Source organism: Dietzia sp. PP-33 (genome assembly GCF_033790845.1).
Taxonomy (GTDB): domain Bacteria; phylum Actinomycetota; class Actinomycetes; order Mycobacteriales; family Mycobacteriaceae; genus Dietzia.
Window position 1 is genome coordinate 269,373 of the sequence record NZ_JAMYEI010000002.1, and the last position, 20,663, is coordinate 290,035.

Annotated in this window: 17 protein-coding genes; 9 read left to right on the top strand and 8 right to left on the bottom strand. The window is 72.1% G+C overall.

The window, feature by feature from the left end; genetic code table 11:
- Window positions 1-10: 10 nt before the first annotated feature.
- From NJE57_RS05380 to trmB, 5 genes are all read right to left on the bottom strand, one after another.
- Window positions 11-373, bottom strand: a complete 363-nt coding sequence (locus tag NJE57_RS05380; protein WP_319027373.1) for a DUF3054 domain-containing protein — start codon at window positions 371-373, stop codon at window positions 11-13.
- Window positions 374-378: 5 nt separating this feature from the next.
- Window positions 379-1,686 carry a YbhN family protein gene (locus NJE57_RS05385; RefSeq protein ID WP_319027374.1) on the bottom strand — a complete coding sequence of 436 codons (1,308 nt, stop codon included), beginning with the start codon at window positions 1,684-1,686 and terminating at the stop codon, window positions 379-381.
- Window positions 1,687-1,750: 64 nt separating this feature from the next.
- Window positions 1,751-4,339, bottom strand: coding sequence for an MMPL family transporter (locus tag NJE57_RS05390; protein WP_319027375.1), 2,589 nt, complete (start codon window positions 4,337-4,339; stop codon window positions 1,751-1,753).
- A 13-nt stretch (window positions 4,340-4,352) separates the two neighbouring features.
- Window positions 4,353-5,027, bottom strand: a complete 675-nt coding sequence (locus NJE57_RS05395) for an NYN domain-containing protein (protein ID WP_413464359.1) — start codon at window positions 5,025-5,027, stop codon at window positions 4,353-4,355.
- 70 nt (window positions 5,028-5,097) lie between these two features.
- Window positions 5,098-5,853, bottom strand: a complete 756-nt coding sequence (gene trmB / locus NJE57_RS05400) for a tRNA (guanosine(46)-N7)-methyltransferase TrmB (protein ID WP_319027376.1) — start codon at window positions 5,851-5,853, stop codon at window positions 5,098-5,100.
- A gap of 145 nt (window positions 5,854-5,998) precedes the next feature.
- Between trmB and NJE57_RS05405 the strand changes: the two genes are divergently transcribed.
- From NJE57_RS05405 to NJE57_RS05435, 7 genes are all read left to right on the top strand, one after another.
- Window positions 5,999-6,634, top strand: coding sequence for a hypothetical protein (locus NJE57_RS05405; RefSeq protein WP_319027377.1), 636 nt, complete (start codon window positions 5,999-6,001; stop codon window positions 6,632-6,634).
- Complete coding sequence (locus tag NJE57_RS05410) at window positions 6,631-8,019, top strand: hypothetical protein (RefSeq protein ID WP_319027378.1); 1,389 nt, start codon at window positions 6,631-6,633, stop codon at window positions 8,017-8,019. The genes NJE57_RS05405 and NJE57_RS05410 overlap by 4 nt, the downstream gene beginning before the upstream one ends.
- The gene (locus tag NJE57_RS05415; RefSeq protein ID WP_319027379.1) at window positions 8,016-8,429 is read left to right on the top strand and encodes a DUF6802 family protein; all 414 of its coding nucleotides are present in this window, start codon (window positions 8,016-8,018) and stop codon (window positions 8,427-8,429) included. The genes NJE57_RS05410 and NJE57_RS05415 overlap by 4 nt, the downstream gene beginning before the upstream one ends.
- 112 nt (window positions 8,430-8,541) lie before the next feature.
- Window positions 8,542-10,368 carry a phosphoenolpyruvate carboxykinase (GTP) gene (locus tag NJE57_RS05420; RefSeq protein ID WP_319027380.1) on the top strand — a complete coding sequence of 609 codons (1,827 nt, stop codon included), beginning with the start codon at window positions 8,542-8,544 and terminating at the stop codon, window positions 10,366-10,368.
- A 157-nt stretch (window positions 10,369-10,525) separates the two neighbouring features.
- Window positions 10,526-11,167: a hypothetical protein gene (locus tag NJE57_RS05425; RefSeq protein ID WP_319027381.1), complete on the top strand. Its 642-nt coding sequence runs from the start codon at window positions 10,526-10,528 to the stop codon at window positions 11,165-11,167.
- A complete protein-coding gene (locus NJE57_RS05430; protein ID WP_319027382.1) occupies window positions 11,164-12,783 on the top strand; it encodes an ATP-binding protein in 1,620 nt (539 codons plus the stop codon). The genes NJE57_RS05425 and NJE57_RS05430 overlap by 4 nt, the downstream gene beginning before the upstream one ends.
- Before the next feature lie 60 nt (window positions 12,784-12,843).
- Complete coding sequence (locus NJE57_RS05435) at window positions 12,844-13,506, top strand: response regulator transcription factor (RefSeq protein WP_319027383.1); 663 nt, start codon at window positions 12,844-12,846, stop codon at window positions 13,504-13,506.
- Window positions 13,507-13,568: 62 nt separating this feature from the next.
- Here NJE57_RS05435 and NJE57_RS05440 read toward each other — a convergent pair whose 3' ends face one another.
- Together NJE57_RS05440 and NJE57_RS05445 are read right to left on the bottom strand one after the other, a co-directional pair.
- The gene (locus NJE57_RS05440; RefSeq protein ID WP_319027384.1) at window positions 13,569-15,041 is read right to left on the bottom strand and encodes an aldehyde dehydrogenase; all 1,473 of its coding nucleotides are present in this window, start codon (window positions 15,039-15,041) and stop codon (window positions 13,569-13,571) included.
- 105 nt (window positions 15,042-15,146) lie between these two features.
- Window positions 15,147-15,950, bottom strand: a complete 804-nt coding sequence (locus NJE57_RS05445; protein WP_319027385.1) for a class I SAM-dependent methyltransferase — start codon at window positions 15,948-15,950, stop codon at window positions 15,147-15,149.
- Between the two features lie 56 nt (window positions 15,951-16,006).
- Between NJE57_RS05445 and NJE57_RS05450 the strand changes: the two genes are divergently transcribed.
- Window positions 16,007-17,263, top strand: a complete 1,257-nt coding sequence (locus tag NJE57_RS05450; RefSeq protein WP_319027386.1) for a glycosyltransferase family 4 protein — start codon at window positions 16,007-16,009, stop codon at window positions 17,261-17,263.
- Here the strand turns inward: NJE57_RS05450 and NJE57_RS05455 are convergent.
- A complete protein-coding gene (locus NJE57_RS05455) occupies window positions 17,175-19,130 on the bottom strand; it encodes a hypothetical protein (protein WP_319027387.1) in 1,956 nt (651 codons plus the stop codon). The two genes, NJE57_RS05450 and NJE57_RS05455, sit on opposite strands and share 89 nt — an antisense overlap.
- Before the next feature lie 63 nt (window positions 19,131-19,193).
- Between NJE57_RS05455 and NJE57_RS05460 the strand changes: the two genes are divergently transcribed.
- Entirely contained in the window at window positions 19,194-20,450 is a 1,257-nt protein-coding gene (locus tag NJE57_RS05460) for a polysaccharide biosynthesis protein (protein ID WP_319027388.1), read from the top strand.
- The last annotated feature ends 213 nt before the right edge of the window (window positions 20,451-20,663 follow it).

Here is a 20,663-nt window from a genome sequence, read left to right on the forward strand (position 1 = left end):
CCGGCCGTGGTCAGGACGACCGGCGCCGCGACAGCACCGCACGCAGCGCGCGCCAGCCCAGGAGGAACACCCCGGTGGCGACCGCGGCGACGATCATGAAGCTCCAGTGCGGCACACGCCCGTCTCCGAGCCCGCGGATCACCATTCCGCCTGCGACGGTGACGATCCACACCGGGACTCCCGAGCGGACGGTCCGAGGGTCCCGGCGGGCGGCCAGGACGGCGACCCAGCCCAGCAGGAGCCCGACGAGGAACGGCCACGCCGTGCCCCACACCTGCCCGATGCCGAGCCCCTCCGAGTGAGCGCCCCGACCGAAGGTCGCGAACACCATCACCAGCACCGCGTCGGTCAGGAGCGCCAGGGGGAGAGCCATGCGGGTCACCGCTCTCCCTCGTCACGGCACTCGGTGCCACTCACCGAGCACGAGCTCTGCCCGGTCACGTCATCGCGCGCCCCGTCGTCGCGGACGCGCACGAGGGGGATCGGACCGGAGTCGTGGTGGACGGTCGGGCGCCACGGGGGGCCCTGCATCGGCCACATCGCGGCCATCCCCGCCGGCGGGGCGGCGGCGACGGCCGTCCGGTTGGACTGGGTGGGCGACGACGGCGAGGTGGTCCCGTCCGAACGATCGCCGTCGCCGGGCGTGGCATCGGGATCGATGTCGACCGCACCACGGTAGAACAGGAAGAAGACCACCCAGCCGGCCAGAGCCACCAGGACGAAGCTCACGATGCGGTAGACGAAGACCGTCGCGAACGCCTGATGCGCACCGAGCCCGCCAGCGGTGAGGGTGGTGATCAGTGCCAGTTCGACCGTCCCGAGCCCGCCGGGGGTGATCGGCGCGGACGCCACGATCTTGCCGGTCACGTACGCGATGCACAGGCCGCCGATGCTGTGCTGCGCGCCGACCGCGTTGGCGGCCGCCCACAGGCATCCGATGTCGGCGACCCAGTTGAGCAGGGAGAACGCGAAGGCCCTGGAGAGTTGCGTCTTGGTCAGATCGACCGCGTCGGCCTGCTCCACGACCTTGCGCACCGCGGCGGCGCCGTGGTCGGCAGGCTTGCGGCGACGGACGTTGACCCACGCCAGCAACGACAGCAGGGAACCCTCGATCTTCTCCGGGTTCCGGGCGGCCCACTGCACCACCACCACGATCCCCACGAGGCCGAACGCGGACATCACCAGAAGGAACGGGTTGGACACCGTGCCCACCAGAAAGAACCCGAGCAGCGCCAGCGACACGATGCCGACCGTCGACAGGACACCGGAGATCACCAGCTGCCACGACGCCACCACCCGGGTCGCGCCCCACTGTCGGGTCTTGCGGTAGGTCAGGGTGGTTCCGAACACCTGGCCGCCGGGGATGCAGGTGGAGAACGCGTTTGCTGAGAACACCAGGCCCACGCTCTCCCAGTACCCCACCCTGACACCGGCCGACCGCAACAGGACCTTCTGCACCGAGCCGTAGCTGGACATGGACAGGTACGCGAACACCAGCGCCGCCACGATCCAACCCCAGTGTGGACGGGCGACCGCGGAGAAGCCCTCGGCGAAGAACGGCATCTGCCCGCGAAGCCAGTAGAGGATGAAACCCAGTACGGCGAGTGTCGCGATGGCCTTGAACCACGGGTTGACCACGATCATCCGGATACGACGTCGCACCACGGCGCCTTCCGTACCCTTCATGCCGTCACCATAACCCTGAACCCCGGCCCGGCCCAGACTCCACTCCGCCGGGCCCGGCCGGGTCTCACTCGTCGCGCCCCTGCTCACGCTCGCTCCGCAGGCGGGCGATCAGCTCGGCCGCGGGGATCTTCTCGCCGGGACCGTCGTCGCGCCGACGGGCCACGGACCGCGGACCGGGCCTGGGCTCGGGCTCCGGCTCGGGTTCAGGCTCGGGCTCGCGCTCGCGCTCGGGCTCGGGACGAGCCTCGAGGCGGGGCTCGGGCTCGGTGTGCGGCTCCGGCTCGGTGTGCGGCTCGGGCTCGGTGTGCGGCTCGGCCTCGGGCACCGGGACCGCGGAACCTTTGTCGCTCGCGAGACCAGCGGGAGCGGCGGGAGTCGCGGCGATGGTCGCGGTGCCGGCGGTAGCGCCGAACGCTGTGGCGGGGCCTGCGGCGGAGGTAGCCGGGACCCGGTCATCCGCTCCCGCCGACGCGCCGGGAACGGTTTCCCCGGTGAGGTGTTCCGGCTCGTCGTCGAGTTCGGCCTCGCCCAGTCCGATCCGCTCCTGCACGCGCTTCATCCACTTGGGAGCCCACCAGCAGTCGGGACCCAACATCTGCATGACCGCGGGCACCAGCAGCATGCGGATGACCGTGGCGTCGATGATCAGGGCGGCGATCATGCCGTACGCGATGTACTTCATCATCACGATCTCCGAGAACGCGAACGCCCCGGTCACCACGATGAGGATCAGCGCCGCGGAGGTGATGATCCGCCCGGTGTTGGCCACACCGCTGCGGATGGCCGGGGCTGTCTTGGCGCCACGGGACCGGGCCTCGACCATCCGGGACACCAGGAACACCTCGTAGTCGGTGGACAACCCGTAGATGATCGCCATGAGCAGCACCACCACCGGCGAGGTGAGTGGTCCCGGGGTGAAGCCCAGCAGGTCGGAGAGATGACCGTCGACGAAGATCCAGGTGAGGATCCCGAGCGTGGCACCCAGGCCCAGCAGGTTCATGATCGCGGCCTTGATCGGCAACACCAGCGACCCGAACGCCAGGAACATCAGGACGGTGGTGGCGATCAGCACGTACAGCACGAACCACGGCAGTCCGTCGACCAGTGCGTCGACCGAGTCGGATTCCTGGGCCGGGTTGCCGCCCACGTGGACCTCGGTACCGGCGGGGATGGGGAACTGCTGGAGGTACTCGACGGTCTCGGCCGGGGCGTTGCGATCGACCAGGCCGGATTGCAGCACCACGACGTCGCGACCCTGATCGTCCTGCTGCCCGGAGCGGGCGAACTGGAACGGCCCGGTCAGCCCGGGCGCCTCGTTGGCCTCCGCGCGGATCTGCGAGAGCGTGGTGCCGTCCGAACCGATCACGACGAGCTTGACGGGGTCGGTGCGCGTGCCCGGGAAGTTCTGGTCGTACTGTTCCTGGGCGACGCGGGTGGTGTTGTCCGGCGGGAGGTAGGTCTCGTTGATGCCGCCGAACTTGACCCCGGAGAACGGGATGATCAGCGCCACCAGGACCACTACGACGGGCACCGCCACGGCCACCGGGTGCTTCATGGAGAAGTCGGCCACGCGGCCGAACACCCCGTTCTCCACCTGCTCGCGGGTGCGGTGCCTCTGCATACGCTTGATGCCGAGCATGTCGACGCGGTGGCCCAGCAGGACCAGCACCGCCGGCAGCAGTGTCACCGAGAGCAGCGCGGCCAGGAAGACCGCGGCGATCGCTCCATAGGCCACGGATTTGAGGAAGGCCTGGGGGAAGATCAGCAGCCCGGACAGGGTCACGGCCACCATCACCGCAGAGAACACCACGGTGCGGCCGGCGGTCGCGACGGCTCTGCGCACGGCGACGACAGGTGGATACCCCTCCGCCATCTCCTCCCGGTACCGGCTCACGACGAACAGCCCGTAGTCGATCGCCAACCCCAGGCCGATCAGCGTGACGACGTTCTGGGCGAACGAGTTCACCGGGGTGATCATCGACAGCAGGTGCAGAGCGCCGATCGACCCGAGGATCGTCAGGACACCCACGGCCACCGGAAGGAACGCGGCAACAACGCCGCCGAACACCACGATGAGCAGGATGAACACCAGGGGCAGTGCGATGAGTTCGGCGCGCACGAGGTCGGCGTCCATACCGTCCTGTAGCGCGCCGGCGACGGCCTGGACGCCCGCCACATCGGTCTGGATACCGTCCACGGCGATCCGGTCCTCGATCACCCGGAAGTTCTCGAGGATCTCCTCGTCCTCCCCCGCCAGCTGGATCGAGGCGACCGCGATCCCCTCGTCCCTGTTGACCAGGGCCGGGGACTGGTTGAAGACGTAGCTGGTGACACCGGTGACCTGGTCCGGGAACTCACTGCGGATGGTCTCGAGGGAGGACCGGACGGGGTCCTGGAAGGCCGGATCGTCGACCGACGTCCCTTCGGGGGCGTGATAGGAGACGACGACGTCGCCGAGCGCGTCGCGGCCGTACGCCTCCTGCTCGAGCTGCTCGGCGGTCGCCCACCCGCTCTCCGGGTCCTCGAAGCCGCCCTGACCGAAGGGCTTGCCGAACATGCTGCCCGCGATGCTGAGGGCGGCCATGACCAGGACCATGAACACCAGGACGAGGACGCGGCGGTGGGCGACGAACCGCCCGAGTGAGTTGAACACGGAAAACGCGCTCCTAACGCGAGTTGAGCAGGGCTGTGAGCGGCCGGAGCGGCTGCAGCCAGGCGCCCTCGTCGGGCAGGTTCTCGAGGCTGACCCGGGGCAGGGGCTCCCGGAACACGCCGGGGATGTCCTCCAGGTCGAGGAAGGTGATCGTGTCGTGCTGGACGGCCCAGGTGGCGTGCTCCCGGAAACCGATGACGGTGACGGGGACCTCGTCCGCCAGCTCCTCCAGCGGCTCTCGGAACGCCTGTCCGTCAGCCGACGCCACCACGATGCCCGCGAGTCGACCGGATTCGGCGCGCCGGTCGATGTGCTCCAGCATGTCGTCGTCGACATCGGAGTCCTCGCTTGTCTTGGGCTTGGCGAAGACGGCGAAGCCGACGTTGCGCAGCGCCTCGACCCAGGGGCGGACGTTGTCCGAGGTGCCCGGGACGATGTTGGTGAAGACGGTCGCCTCGGCCTCGAGGGTGTCGTTTGTGGTCACCGACAGCTCGGCGGCGTATCCGAGGAGCCACCGACCGAGGGCGTCGAAGCGGGGGCGGTACACGGCCGTGGGACGACCGCCGAGGATCGACCCCAGACCCATGTCGACGTTGGGCGCGTCCCAGACGAGCAGCACCAGTCCCGGCGCGTCGGGGGTCACCACGTCCGGCATCTCGGTGCCGTCCGGTCCGTCAGGTGGGATCATCGTCTGCTGCCTCGGTCTTCTAGTAAACACGGTCTTCTGTAGACGCGGTCTTCTCGTATATAGGGGCTTGTCAGTCTCTACGACGCCAGAGGAACTCGTTGATCACTCGCTCCTCCTGCAGACCCTTGCCCTCGAACTTCGTCACGGGTCTTTTCAGACTGAACGGTACGTGCCCGGCCCCGGTCGCGGAGTCGAGCCGCTCCAGTGCGGGTTCGGCGTCCCCGGTCCGGGCGATCCACTCCGCGTAGTCGGCGTGGTCGGTGGCCACGTGGAGCACACCCCCGGGACGGAGGCGCGAGGCGATCAGATCGAACGTGCCCGACTGCAGGAGGCGCCGCTTGTGGTGGCGGGCCTTGGGCCACGGGTCCGGGAAGAACACGCGGACCCCGGTCAGGCTCGCCGGCGCGATCATGTTGGTGAGCACGTCCACGCCGTCGCCGCGGATCATCCGGACGTTCTCGAGTCCCTCGCGCAGGATCATCCCGAGCAGTTGGGCCAGACCCGGCTGGTAGACCTCCACCGCGATCACGTCCACGTCCGGCTCCTCGGCCGCCATCGCGGCCGTGGACGTCCCGGTCCCGGAGCCGATCTCCACGATCAGCGGCGCGACGCGACCGAACAGGGCCTGCTGGTCGACGATGTGGTCCGCGACGTTGCGACCGTAGGTCGGCCAGTGCTCCTCCCAGTTGCGCTGCTGTCCCGGACGCAGGGTGCCGCGCCGGAACCGGTAGGCCGTCACCCGGGGGAACAGTCGTGCGTCGTCGTCCGCGGTCTCACCGCTCTGGTCCGCGCCGTCCACCGGTCCGGGGCTCTCGCTCTGGTTCACCGGGCCATCATCCCGCAGCCCGCGGCCGGGTTCCGAATCCGGCGCCCCGGCGGGTCGTGTCCCCGGCCTGCCGATCCGCACCCGCACACCACGCTGCCTGGGGGAAGGTCTTGCCGCGGGAGCCCGGCCGCGACACCATTACCCGGTGCCGATCGTGACCCAGGACACCGCGCTGCGGACCGCGGGGCAGCCGACCACCACCGATCCCGCCTCGCGGGTCCGGCGGATCGTCGGTTCCGCGGGAGAGAACGGCGGCACCGGCCTGAGGGAGCTCGAACTCGCCCTCGCCCGCTTCGACGCCCCGGCGGACCTCCGCGTCCGCGGAGGGCTCGGTTCGGGCAGACGCACCCTCGCCGCGGCCCTCCGGACACGCAGGGGATGGCGGCCCACGATCGACGACCTGGACGTCCTGGCCGCGCCCGCCCGGCCGGCCGGGGCGCCCCCCGACGTCGAGATCGTCTGTCTACGCACGGCACCCTGTCGACACGAGGAGGCCTGGATGCGCCGCCCGCGGGCGCACCCCCTGCTGGTGGTCGCCACCGGAGTCGACCGCGCGGAACCGCCCCGATGGGCGCGCGGTCTTCCCGCGGTCGACGCCCGCCGGGCGGCCGACGGATCGCTCGACGTCATCGTCTCCTTCGTCGACCGGGCCCTGCACGGCCTCACCGCGGTCCGGACCGCCCGGCTCGAGGCGGAACTGGAGAGGCTCACGGTCCATCCCGAGGTCGGCGATCTCGCCGAGGCCGCGCTGTGCGCACTCGCCGGGCGGGGCCACGCATGAACGCGACCCGGTCGGAGTCGACCGGACGGCGGGCGCGGACCGTGGCGGTTCTCGGACCCAGGGACTCCGCTGTGCCGTCGGTGGCCCGGGCGCTGACCGCGGCCGCGGGCCGGGCGTCCGACGATAGTGGCCACGAGATCCGTGTCCTCGTCGACGCGGGGCCCGACGACCGACCGGACGGGGCGGTCCTCGTCGTCGACGCCGTGTGTCCCATCCGACCCGACGACCTCGAGATCGCCCGCGGCGTGGCCTCGCGCCTCCCGTTGGCGGTGGCCCTGGCCGGAGGCGTCCGCTCGTGCGACCCCGGGGCCCTCGCCGAGACGCTCGACGTCACCACCCGGCGCCTCGTCGAGGCCGGGGTGTCGGTACCGGTCCGGGTTCTCGACGGCGACGATCCCGCCGCCGCGGGCGCTCTACTCGGGGACGTGGTGCCGACCCCCGGCGGACGCGGGGCGGATACGCGCGCGGGCGCACGCCGGACGGAGACGAGACGGACGAGCGCTCCCGTCGCCGTCGCAGCGCCGGCGGCGACGGCGACGGCGACCGTCGACTGGCTCCTCGCCCGGCGGACGGAGGCGATCACCTCGCGCTCGCAGTCACTGCGTCAGGACGTGCAGGCGCTGCGGATGGAGGTGGTGCAGGACCTCCACCGCTCGATGCGTGACCTGGGCAGCCGCGCGCGGGAGGAGCTCGCCGCGGCTCCCCGTTCCCGGGTGGACGGGATCGTCCGGGCACTGGCCTCGGACGCGGACGCGGCGGTCGCGGGCACCATCGCCCGCGCCGACCGGCGCGCGGACTCGCTCGTGGCCCGACACCTCGGGGCCGCGGCACCGTCGACACCCCGGATCCCCGCGCCGACCGGGGGGATCTCCCCGGGGCGCCCACCCGGCAACCGTGGAGAGGAGTCGCTCGTGCTGGTGATGGGCGCGGCCGGCGGGACCGGGGTGGGGCGCATGCTCCTGTCCCCGCTCGCCGAGGTCCCCGGGCTGGCGACGGTCGTCATCCCGTTGGCACTCCTCTGCGGGGTGTTGCTCGGGTGGACCACGGTCTCGGTCCGGCGGACCCAGACCCTGCGCACACACACGGCCGCCGTGGTGAGCGAACGGCTCGCCGCCCTCCGCGCCGAGGTCGAGCAGTCCCTCGGCGCCCGGATCCTGGCCGCGGAGTCCACCATCACCGACGGCTTCGCCCACGACCCGGGCCCCCGGGTGGCAGACCTGGACCGGCGTATCCGCCGGTCGCGTGAGGCGGGCCGGGCACCGGCGCCCCCATCACCGGTGTCCGGCCCACCCGTGCCCGCCCCACCCTCCTCGGCCGCGGCTACTGTGGCGGGACCCACCGGCGCGACCCCGCCCGTCCCCGCCCCCACAGGGAGCCCCTCATGACCGACCCCCTCTTCGGTTCCGAGCCGTCCGACTACCGCGCGATGCCCGACGTCTGCGGGCTCGACGGCGCCCCGCTCGCGGAGGCGTCGTCTCTCGGACTCCACGTGCCGGTCGGTGACGGCGTGCTCGATCTCGGCTCGCCCGAGGCGGACCTGGACGGCGACGGATTCATGGAGGCCGTCACCCGGGGCGACGACCGGGGGCTCACCGTCTACACGGATGTCGACGGCGACGGGACCGTCGACCACGTCTCCACCGTCCGGTTCGACGGCAGCTACGACTCGTGGCGACTGGCCAACCCGGCGGAGGGGGTGCCCTTCGGCGGCTTCACCAACGAGGCCCGCCCCGGATCGCCGGAATCGTCGCCGGCACCCGCCCGATGGGAACGCACCGACCACGGTCACATCTAAAAAGTTGAGGGATTGCTCACGTCGGGGCCGTTTCCGGGGCCGGGAAGCGGCGAGACCACCGGGTTGACGATAGGCTGTGACCGATACCATGCACCATGCGCGAGGAGCTGTGATGACCACCACTACCATTCCCGGCCTCGAGGGTCAGGCGCCAACCGATCACGCGGAGATGCTCGCGTGGATCGCGGAGGTGGCCGATCTGACCCAGCCGGACCGGGTCGTCTTCGCGGACGGCTCCGACGCGGAGTGGGACCGCCTCACCGCGGAGCTGGTGGATCACGGGACCTTCGTGAAGCTGGACGAGGCCAAGAAGCCCAACTCCTTCCTGGCACAGTCGGACCCGAAGGACGTCGCCCGCGTCGAGTCGCGCACGTTCATCTGCTCGGCCACCGAAGAGGGCGCCGGGCCCACGAACAACTGGCGCGACCCCGCCGAGATGCGCACCATGATGGAGGGCCTCTACCGCGGGTGCATGCGGGGCCGCACGATGTACGTCGTGCCGCACTGCATGGGCCCGCTCGAGGCCGAGGACCCGAAGCTCGGCATCGAGCTCACCGACTCGGCGTACGTCGTGGTCTCCATGAAGATCATGACGCGCATGGGTACCGCCGCGCTGGAAACGATCGGTCCGGACGGCTCCTACGTCAAGGGCCTGCACTCGGTCGGCGCCCCGCTCGAGCCGGGCGAGAAGGACGTGCCGTGGCCGTGCAACGAGGAGAAGTACATCACGCACTTCCCCGAGTCCCGCGAGATCTGGTCCTTCGGCTCGGGATACGGCGGCAACGCCCTGCTCGGCAAGAAGTGCTTCGCCCTGCGCATCGCCTCCGCCATGGCCCGCGACGAGGGCTGGATGGCCGAGCACATGCTCATCCTCAAGCTCATCTCGCCGGAGGACAAGGTCTACTTCATCGCCGCGGCCTTCCCATCCGCGTGCGGCAAGACCAACCTCGCGATGCTGCAGCCCACCATCGAGGGCTGGCGCGCCGAGGTCGTGGGTGACGACATCGCCTGGATGCGCTTCGGCAAGGACGGTCGCCTCCACGCCGTCAACCCCGAGTTCGGGTTCTTCGGGGTCGCCCCCGGCACCAACTACTCGTCCAACCCCAACGCCATGAAGACGCTGGAGGCCGGCAACACCATCTACACCAACGTCGCCCTCACGGACGACCTCGACGTGTGGTGGGAGGACCTCGAGGGGACCCCGGACCACCTGATCGACTGGCTCGGCAACGACTGGACCCCGGTCGGTGACGGCGGGGCCGGCAACGCCGCGCACCCGAACTCCCGCTACTGCGTCCCGATCGACCAGTGCCCGGTCACCGCCCCCGAGTTCAACTCCCCCGAGGGCGTGCCGATCTCCGCCATCCTCTTCGGAGGTCGCCGCGCGGACACCGTCCCACTGGTGAGCGAGGCCCACTCGTGGAACCACGGTGTCTACATCGGCGCCACGCTCTCCTCCGGGCAGACCGCGGCCGCCGAGGGCCAGGTCGGGGCGGTCCGCCGCGACCCGATGGCCATGCTGCCGTTCATCGGATACAACGTCGGTGACTACTTCCAGCACTGGGTGGACATGGGCGCCAGGGGCGGCGACCAGATGCCCAAGGTGTTCCTGGTCAACTGGTTCCGCAAGGGCGCGGACGGCCGCTTCCTCTGGCCCGGCTTCGGCGAGAACAGCCGGGTCCTCAAGTGGGTCGTGGACCGCATCGAGGGCCGCGTCGAGGCGGACGAGACCGTCGCCGGTTTCACGGCCCGCGCCTCGGACATCGACCTCACCGGTCTCGACACCCCGATCAAGGACGTCGAGGAGTCCCTGGCGATCGACCCCGAGGAGTGGCGCCGCGAACTCCCGCTCATCACCGAATGGCTCGAATTCTGCGGCCCCAAGGTGCCGGCCGAGGTGCACGAGCAGTTCGCCGCACTCAAGGAGCGGCTCGGCTGAGGCCGACGCCGCCTGTGGGTCCCCTTGAGAACGGGCCGCACCCTCGCCGGGCGCGGCCCGTTCTCGATCTTGTGACCGATCCCTCTTCTCAATATGTTCGATAGGTGGGACAGTGGCCACGTCATCAATACACTGATCGCATGCGTGGAGGAGCGACATGAGGGTCGCTGCAGTCGGACTGATGGCCCTCCCCGTCATCGCGGGGGGGCTCGGGATCGCGGCTGCCGTCGTGGTCCTCGGTCCACTGGAGGCCACGGCTCCCACGAACGGCCGGGTGGTGAATGAGGTCGCGGCGCCCGTCCCGGTCGATCCCGGCGACCTCGGTGGTACCGACATCGAGGGCTCGAAGCCGCACCTGACGGTACGGGACGGCGCGACCATGGTCAGGGTTCCGGGAACGATGCCGGGCTTCCTCTCCCTCCTGCCGGAACCGGAGAAGGACCTCCCCCCACTGGCACCGGCCGCGGGGCGGTGGACGAACGAGATCCCCATCCCGCCGTCGGCCGAGCAGGCCCCCTCCCCCGCGACGGACACCACTCCGGACGAATGGGACGGCGGCGGGACGGATGCCCGGGCGACCATCGTCGGTGGCCCCCCGACGGGGGCCGCGGACTCCACGTCAGCACGCGATCCCGACGCACCCCGGACCACCGGGAACCGACCGCCGCACGCCGCGGACACCGGAGTCCCCGATCACGCCGGCATCCCCGGTCCTCCGTCGCACGCGTCCGCCGATTCCCGCGGCTATGAGGTCCACCAGGACACCTCCCGCTCCGACAACCGTTCGTCACCGGAGTGACCCCGCGGTTCAGAGCCGCGCGCCCGGCACGGTGGTGGAACTCTGCGCGACTGCGCATCACGCTGGGGATCACGCTCACCGCTGCGGCGGTGTTCACCGCGATGGTGGTCTTCACGCTCCAGTTGCTCAACCTGACCGCCGAGCGTTCGACCGACCAACGCCTCAACCGGGAGGCCGCCGACTTCTCCACCTTCGTCAGCGCGGGGATCCTGCCGTCGTTCGAGTCGGAGAGCCCCACGGCCGAGCAGTTGATCCGCGCCTATCTGGCCCAGCAGTACCCGTCCGCCGAACTCCTCCTGGTGGGGACCGCCGAGACCTCGGGCACGCAGTTCACGCTCTCGAGGTTCTCCTCGGACGAGGACCCCCTGTTCCCGCCGGCCACGCGCTCCCAGATCCAACGGATCGGGCTCGTGTCCGACGAAGGCTCCGGTGTCATCGACGGCACGATCCGCTGGCGCAAAGCGCGGGTGGACAGCCCGACTGGGCCGACGAACGTCGTGGTCGCCATCAGCGGCGCACCGAACCGCGAGGACACCGGCCGTGTCGCCGATCTGCTCCTGGGCACGGGTGCCGGCGGCATGGTCCTCACCGCTCTCGTGGCGTGGTTCCTCGCCGGCCGGATGCTCGTGCCCGTCCGGCGGATCCGGGAAGCAGCGGAGACCATCTCCGCGGCGGACCTGTCGCGGCGGGTCCCCGCCGACGGTCCGGACGAGATCGTCTCCCTGGCCGAGACGGTCAACGCCATGCTCGAACGAGTGGAGGAGGCCTACCGGACGCAACGCGAGTTCCTCGACGACGCCGGTCACGAGCTCCGCACGCCGCTGACCGTGGTCCAGGGGAACCTGGACCTCATGCCCGAGGACCCCCGGGAACGAGCCGAGACCACCCGCATCATGCAGGACGAGCTGTCCCGCATGACCCGGATCGTGGAGGACCTGCTCACCCTGGCACGCGCCGACCGTCCCGACTTCCTGCGCACCGCCCCCACCGACGTCGCCGATCTGGTGGTGGACGTCGAGGCCAAGATCGATGTGATCGCGGACCGTGAGTGGTCGGTACTGCCGTACGCCGAGGGCGTGGCGCTGTTGGACCAGCACCGGATCACCCAGGCTCTCGTCCAGTTCTGTTCCAACGCCGTGCGGTTCACCCGCCCGGGCGATCCGATCGAGATCGGCTGCCGGGTCATCGCCCCCGGGGACCCGACGGTCGCCGACGACCTGGCGGCCGGCCCGCTGCCCGAACCACCCCGCCGCGAGAACTACCGTCGCCGGCTGCTGTGGTGGGTGCGCGACACCGGGCCGGGGGTCCCGCCCGGCGAGGAGGAGAGCATCTTCGAGCGCTTCCACACCGCTCGCGGGCAGTTGCGCGACGGGCGTGGTGGAACCGGCCTGGGGCTGGCTATCGTCGCGACGATCGCGCGCGCGCACGGAGGCCGGGCGTTCGTCTACAACGCGAAGGGCGGGGGAGCCGTGTTCTGCATCGTCGTCCCCTTCGTCGCCGCCACCGAATCCGAGACCGCCGTCGAGGCCGGCACCGACACCGACGACACGACGAACGCCGACCCCAGAGGGGCGGTGCGCAGGCGCCGCAACCGCGGACCCGGGGACACGACCTGAGGTCACCGCCGTATGTGGGACGCCCCGTGGGATACTCCGTAGTCGTAGAAGGAGGTGTGCATGACGAACGTTCTCGTCGTGGAGGATGACGACCTCATCCGTTCGGTATTGGTCAAGGCACTCGGCGGCGCCGAGTACACCGCACTCGAGGCGGTGGACGGGGACAGCGCGCGATCGATCCTGTCGACCATCTCGGACATCGACCTCATGCTGCTGGACATCGGGTTGCCTGATATCGACGGTCTGACGCTGCTCCGTGAGGCCCGAGAGCGCGGGTTCGCGGCTCCCGTCATCATCCTCACGGCCCGCGACAGTGTCGCGAACACCGTCGAGGGCTTGGACTCCGGGGCGAACGACTACATGGTCAAGCCGTTCCGTGTCCCGGAGCTGCTCGCCCGCATCCGCCTTCGTCTGCGGGAGCACGAGGCCTCGGAGGATCCGGCCATCCTCGAGCACGCCGGGATGCGCCTGGACATCCGCACCCGGCGGGTGGAGGTGGACGGCCGCATCCAGGAGCTCACCAACCGCGAGTACTCGCTACTGGAGATGCTGCTGCGCAACAAGGGCGAGACCATCAGCCGCGAGCAGTTGCTCGAGAGCGTCTGGGGAATGGACTTCGACCCCGGTTCGAACATCGTCAACGTCTACATCAGGTCGTTGCGCCGCAAGATCGGCGAGAACAAGGTCCACACCGTCCGGGGCGTCGGCTACCGCGTGGAGTGACGGCGGCGGGCCGGGAGCCGCGATGGGTCCCGGCCCGATGCCGACGCGGTGTGGGCGGTCGCCTACGACGCGGGCGCTTCCCAGCCGAACGGCATGAGCACGCTCTGCAGCTCGCAGAACGCCTCCAGCCCCTCCGGCCCGTTCTCGCGGCCCAGGCCGGAGTTCTTGAACCCGCCGAACGGGGCGCTGGGATCGAACGCGTACCAGTTGATCCCCATGGTGCCGGTGCGGACCCGCTGCGCCACGGCGAGAGCGGCGTCCGGGTCGGCGGAGTAGACGGCGCCGGCCAGACCGTACTCGGAGTCGTTGGCGATCTGCACGGCCTCGTCGACGCTGTCGTACGCGATCACCTGCAGGACCGGCCCGAAGATCTCCTCCTGCGCGATCGTCATGGAGTTGTCGACCCCGGTGAACACGGTCGGCTGGACGTAGGCGCCCGCCGCCACGTTCTCGGGCAGCCCCTCGACCTTCCCACCGCCGTAGGCGATGGTCGCGCCCTCCTCGACGCCCTTGCGGATGTAGCCCTCGACGGACTCCTTCTGCTTGTGGTTGGCCAGGGGGCCGAACGCGGTGCCGTCGTCGGCCGGGTCGCCGACCGGCATGGCCTTGACGTTCTCGACCAGCGCGGCGACGATCTCGTCGTAGCGCGAGCGCGGGGCGAGGATGCGGTTCTGGGACACGCACGCCTGGCCGGAGTTCATCAGCGCGGAGAACACCATGGTCCCGGCACCGGCGGCCACGTCGGCGTCCTCGAGGACGATCGCGGCGCTCTTGCCTCCCAGCTCCAGGGAGCAGCGGGTGAGGTTCCGGGCAGCGATCCCGGCGATGTGCTTGCCCACGTCGGTGGAGCCCGTGAACGAGATCTTGTCGACCTCCGGGTGCGAGACCAGGTGGTCCCCGACGGAGCTGGGCCCGGTCACGACCGACAGGACGCCCTCGGGCAGGCCGGCCTCACGGAACAACTCCGCCAGCCACAGCGCGGACAGCGGCGTCGCGGACGACGGCTTGAGCACCACCGAGCTGCCGGACAGCAGGGCGGGGGCCAGCTTGGCGGTGTTGAGGTAGAGCGGCACGTTCCACGCCGTGATGGCGGCGACGACCCCGACGGGATGCCGGGTGACGACGGAGGCGCCGAAGTCGCCGTGGCGCACCTCGGACCAGGCGAACTGCTCGGCGAGACGGGCGTAGTAGCGCAGCACTCCCAGCGTGGGCGTCACCTGGATCATGGCGGCGGTGCCGGGCGGGGTGCCCATCTCGTCCGACAGGATCTGGCAGACCTCGGCCTGCCGCTCCTCCAGCATGTCGGCGACGCGGGCCAGCAGCGCCCCGCGTTCGGCGGGCGGGGTGGTGCGCCACACGCCCGATTCGAACGAGTCGCGGGCCTGGCTGACCATCTCGTCCAGGTCCTCGGTGGTGGTCTCGGCCACCCTCCCGACGACGGCGTTGGTGGCGGGCGAGGTCACTTCGAGGACACCGGTGGAGGTGGGATCGGTCCAGCGGGTACCGGAGAAGAGCTTGTCATGGACGACGACCACGGGAGGACCTCCGAGAGGTAGAAAACAAGAACGTGTTACACCCACCATAGACGAGTGTCCGGGTACGCGCGGGGGTCAACGGGGCGGCCGACCGGGGCGCGTTGCTCAGCGCGCCCTCAGCACCACCACGAGGTTGGACACCAGCACTTCCCGGACCAGCGGTACGCGCACCAGCCACCACGCCCAGCGCGGGTGGTAGCGCGGGAACGCCCCGAGCAACTCACCCGAGTCCGTGCCCCGCGCCCACGCGAGCCCCTCCGCGCAACCCACCTCGAACAGCGACTCCCCGTAGTAGTTCTTGGGCGGGTGCCCGTGTCGGCGCTCGTACATCCGCCGCGCGCGCTGCCCGCCGAGGTAGTGGGTCAGGCCCATCTCGTGGCCGCCGAACGGTCCGTACCAGAGGGTGTAGGAGACGACGACGAGGCCGCCGGGTCGCGTGACCCTGAGCATCTCCTCGGCCATCACCCAGGGCTCGGGCACGTGCTCGGCCACATTGCTCGAGATGCACACGTCCACCGAATCCGAGCGGATGGGCAGGGACATCCCGCTTCCCCGGATCGATCCCGCCTGATCCAACCCGGCGGCGGACATCTCCCCCACGTCCGGTTCCACCGAGACGTAGCGGGCGCCCTCCTCGGCGTAGGCGTCGGAGAAGTACCCGGGCCCGCCGCCCACGTCGAGGACGGTCAGTCCGGGCAGCCGCCCGGGCCGGCTCCCCGACCGGTCCCCCGACTCCGCCCACAGGTCGGCCACGAGCTCGACCGTGTCGTTGGCCAGGCCGGAGTAGAAGGCGTCGGGGTCGGACTGCTCGAGGGGGAACGAGCGCAGCAGCCCGATCGAGCGCCCGAGGGTGGCACGCCGGGCCACCGAACGCAGTGCGCTCGACCGGTGGTCTGCGGGTGGGGTCACAGCGGTGACGATACCGCCGGGCCGTGGCACCTCCGACGCTGCGTACAGTGTGCGCCGTGGCTCGAATCCTGGTGCTGTGCTGGCGTGACAGCACCCATCCGCAGGGTGGCGGCAGCGAGCGGTATCTCGAACACGTCGCCGACGGCCTGGCGGCCGCGGGACACACCGTGGTCTACCACACCTCGCGGTCCCGCGGATCGGCCCGCTCGGAGGTCACCGATGCGGGGGTCACCCTCAGCCGCGGGGGCGGTCGCTTCTCCGTCTACCCGCGGGCACTCGCCGCGATCCTGCTCGGACGCCTCGGGGGTGGGCCGCTGGGCCCGCTCCGGCGGCCCGACGTGGTGGTCGACACCCAGAACGGTGTCCCCTTCTTCGCCCGGCTCGTCACCACCGCGCCCGTCGTGGTGCTGGTCCACCACATCCACCGCGAGCAGTGGCCCGTCGCCGGGTGGCTGGTGGCGAGGATCGGATGGTGGATCGAGTCGTGGCTCTCACCGCGGGTGCACTCGGCCAGCCAGTACGTCACGGTGTCGCTGCCGTCGGCGGAGGAGCTCGCCGGGCTGGGGGTGGACCCGGACCGCATCGCCGTGGTGCGCAACGGCCTGGATCCGCTGCCCGCCGGGGTGCGACCGGGTGGGCCCGCCTCCCGCGCCGACGGCCCGCGACTGGTGGTGCTGTCCCGGCTGGTGCCGCACAAGCACGTCGAGGACGCCCTGGACGTGCTGGCCGCGTTGCGCGGTCACCGACCCGACCTGGTGCTGGACGTGATCGGCAGCGGCTGGTGGGCCGACCGCCTGCGCGAGTACGCCGGCGAACTCGGGCTCGATGGTTCCGGGCCGGGCCACCGCGCCGGCCCCGTGGTGTTCCACGGACACGTCGACGAGGCCGACAAGCACCGGATCCTCGCCGCCGCCTCGCTGCACCTCATGCCCTCGCGCAAGGAGGGGTGGGGGCTCGCGGTCTCCGAGGCCGCCCAGCACGGCGTCCCCACCATCGGCTACCACCACGCGGCGGGGTTGCGGGACTCGATCGACCACGGCGAGACGGGCCTGCTCGTGGACGATGTCGCGGCCATGACCGCGGCCACGGAGCACCTGCTGCGCGATCCGGGGCTGCGCGACCGCATGGGCGAGTCCGCCCGCCGCAAGGCCGCAGGACTGTCGTGGCCCGCCACCGGCGCCGCGATGGCGGAGGTGCTCACGGCGGTGACGCGGGGGCGCCGCGTCAGCGGCCTGATCGGCGGCGCAGTCGGCGGCGCAGTCGGCGATGCGGACGCCGACCCGCGCCGCGCCCCGGGGGGTCGCGCGGGCTGAGGCCCAGCGCGGCGACAGCCGCTGACGCCACCCCCGCCAGCAGCCACGCCACGTGCGCAGCCAGGACCGCGGACCGGGACGACTCCGACGCCGGGGGCGGGACCAGCGCGACAGACGTAGAGTCCGGCTCGGCGGCGGGCTCCTGCGTCCCGGCGTCACCCAGCTCGTAGAGGGTCAGTTCGGGGTCGGTGAACCTCGTCGTCGTCGTATCCAGGGTCCGCTCGGACTCCCCCCGCGGACCGGCGGAGGTCCGCTCGTCGAGCACCCACCGCACGCCCAGATCAGTCAGTGCGCGGGGGTCCTCACCGCGCAACAGTGCCTCGGTGGCCCGGCGGGCGCGGTCGCCCTCCCCGGTGACGGTCTCGGCGTCGGCGTCGGCGTCGGCGTCGGTCCCGGAGCCTCCGTCGGCGCGCCCGACCACCAGGTCTCCGGGGACCAGCACCCGGGTGTCGAGCATGCGGGGGGCCGGGTCGAGCACGGCGGCGCCACGGGCCCACAGGGGGGTCGAGCGGAACGAGCCGGCCGGCAGGACCAGCAGATCACCGGGCCGGCCGTCGACGATCCCGGCGACCTCCGCCCACCCGTCGCCGTACGTCACCGGCCGCAGCGCCTCCCACAGCGCGCGCGGCGCGTCGGGGACCGCGGCCACCGCCACGGCCGTGAGCACGAGGGCAGCGCCCGCGGGCCGCACCGCCGGAGCCAGCGCCCGGGTGGCGAATCCCAGGGCGACCACCGTGGCGGGCAGCGCGAGCGCGACGAACTTCTGGGTGTCGCGCAGCAGTCCCGCCGCCGGGACGGCCCCGACCACCGCGTCCAGCAGCGCCAGTCCGGGGCCGGTCGCCGCCAGGGCCACCAGCAGCCAGGTGACCAGCGCGAGCGGGACGGTCGCACGGACCACCGGGTCACGCCGGGCCCGCCACAGGCCGCGCGCCGCCAGCGCCCACACCGCCAGCAGCAGCGCCAGTGCCGCGACCGCCCACCAGCCCGCACGCGAGGGCGGCACGGCCGCCGAGTTCCAGATGCCGCCCAGCGCCACCACCGAGCCGAGGGTCCCGATGCCGGTCTCCGCACGGGCGGCGAACGCGGCCACCCCGGCATCCCCGCCTGCGCCGACGCCCGCGGAGCCCCCGCCACCCAGCAGTGTGGCCAGCGCCCACGGCAGCGCCGTCACCGCGGCCACCGCACCGATCGGGACCGCCGCTCGCACCCGTCGTCCCCCGGCCGGCCCCGCGCAGCACAACGACACCGCCGCGGCCGCCACCGCCAGAACCCAGCCCGTGGGCGTGAGACCCGCCGCGACCACCGACGCGCACGCCCCCGCGACACGGGGCCTCGCCCGCGCGAGCAACACCGGCATCGTCATCACCGCCGCCACCCCGGCCAGCAGCGACCAGTGGCCCTGCAGCACCCGCTCCACCACCAGCGGGTTCCACACCGCGCCCACCACCGCGGGCAGTCGCAGCAGGTGGCCCGCCGGACCGCGGGCCCCGGTGCCCTGCAGGGTGGCGGCGGGTACCGCGCGCCGCACCAGCGCACCCGCCGCCACCGCCAGCCATACGCAGAACACCGCCGTGAGCAGTCCGGTCAGCGGCCACGCCGGCAGGCCGACCGAATCGAGTGCCCGGGTCGCCCACACCACCGCGACGTCCTGCGGGACCGCCCGGGCCGCCGAGTCACCGAGCCCCAGAGCCGCGTCCGACAGCGGGGGCGTGGGGGTGGCCACCCAGTCCCGCAGCAGCGGGAACCCCGGGCGGGCCAGACCGGCCAGCAACAGCGCCGTCACCACCACCCCGATGCCGGCGTCCACCGCGACGGCCACACCCGGGCCGGCGGGCGCGCGGCGGGGGCCGACCGAGGTGGCTGACATGCGCACATTCCACCACGGCGACCGCCGGGACCGGGCCCCGGGCGACGTCCTACGATCACCGGTGTGGACCCTCAGGCGCGCGCGGCGGCACCCGGATCCGCCACCAGGCGGTTCCTCACCGGCGCCGGGGCGGTGACGGCGGGTTCCCTGCTGGCCAACATCGCCGCCTACCTGCTGCACCTGCCTGCGTCCCGGTGGCTGGGCCCCGAGGGGTACGGCGCGTTCGCCGCCCTGCTCTCGGCCCAGCTGTTGGTGGCGGTGCCGTCGCTGGCGTTGCAGGCAGTGGTGGCCCGCGAGCACGTCAGGGGGGTGCCCCACGAGGCCCTGCGCTCGCTCGGTCTGCGGGTCGCGCTGCTCGTGGCGGTCGTCGCCGCACTCGCCGTGATGCCGGTGTCCGTGTTGCTCGACACCCCGGTGCTCGCCACCGCCGCTGCGCTGGCCCCCGGACCGGTGCTGTGTCTGCTGGCCACCGAGCAGGGGCTGCTGCAGGGCGCCGAGCGGTTCCGTGCGCTCGGTGTGGTGCTCGCCCTGGCCGGAGCCGGGAAGGTCGTTCCGGCCGTCGCCGTGTTGGCCGCCGGGGGCGGGGTCGGCACGGCTCTGGCCGCGGGGGCCGTCGGGGTGGCCGCCGCGTGGGTGGGGGCGGCATGGGTTGGGACGGCACGCGTGGGGACGGGCCGGAGGGACAGGGCGACGACGACGAGGCCCGCCCGTGACCCGGCCCGCGGGACCGCCATGGCGTCGCCCGGGGTGGCTGCCGTGCTGGCCGCCGGGCAGGTCCAGCTGGTGATGATGGCGCTGACCTCGGTCGATCTGCTCCTGGCTCGTGCCCTGCTGTCGCCCGAGGACGCGGGCCGATACGCGCTCGGGGCCGTGGCCGCCAAGGCCGCCTTCTGGCTCCCCCAGGCGGTCGGCACCGTGCTCTACCCGAGGATGGCCGACCCCGCCGGTCACCGCGGCGCCGTCCGGTCGGCCGTCGGCGTGCTCCTGGGCATCGGCGCGGTGGTCGTGGTGGCCGCCGCGGTCGCGGCCCCGCTCGTGCCGGCCGTGGTGGGCGAGGACTACCGACCGGTCACCGGGGTCCTGTGGGCCTTCGCCGGCCTCGGCGTGACGCTGAGCGTCCTGCAGGCGTTCCTCCTCGCCACCATCGCCACCGGCCGCACGGCGGAGGCCGGGGTCGCGTGGTGCGGTCTCGTGCTGACCGCCGCGGCCGTGTGGGTGTCGCCCCGGGAACTGGAATCCGTTCTGGGAGCGACCCTCGTCGTCGTCGTTCTCACCACCGTCGTCGCGGGGTGGCGGGCGCTCCGGACCCGGCCGGCCTGAGCCCGGCCCGCTCTCCCGCAGGCCCGGCGCCCCGGCATCCGCACACCCCGGGAATCCCCGACATCCCCGGCATCCGCTCCCGCGCATGCTCGCCCACCACAGAGCCGCTCCAGGGCATGAACTCGTGCGTGCGCGCCGGTACGCGCGCGTGTTCAGGGGCGGGAGCGGATTTCTGATCCCGCGGGGCGTCGACCACCAGGGCGGGATACGGGA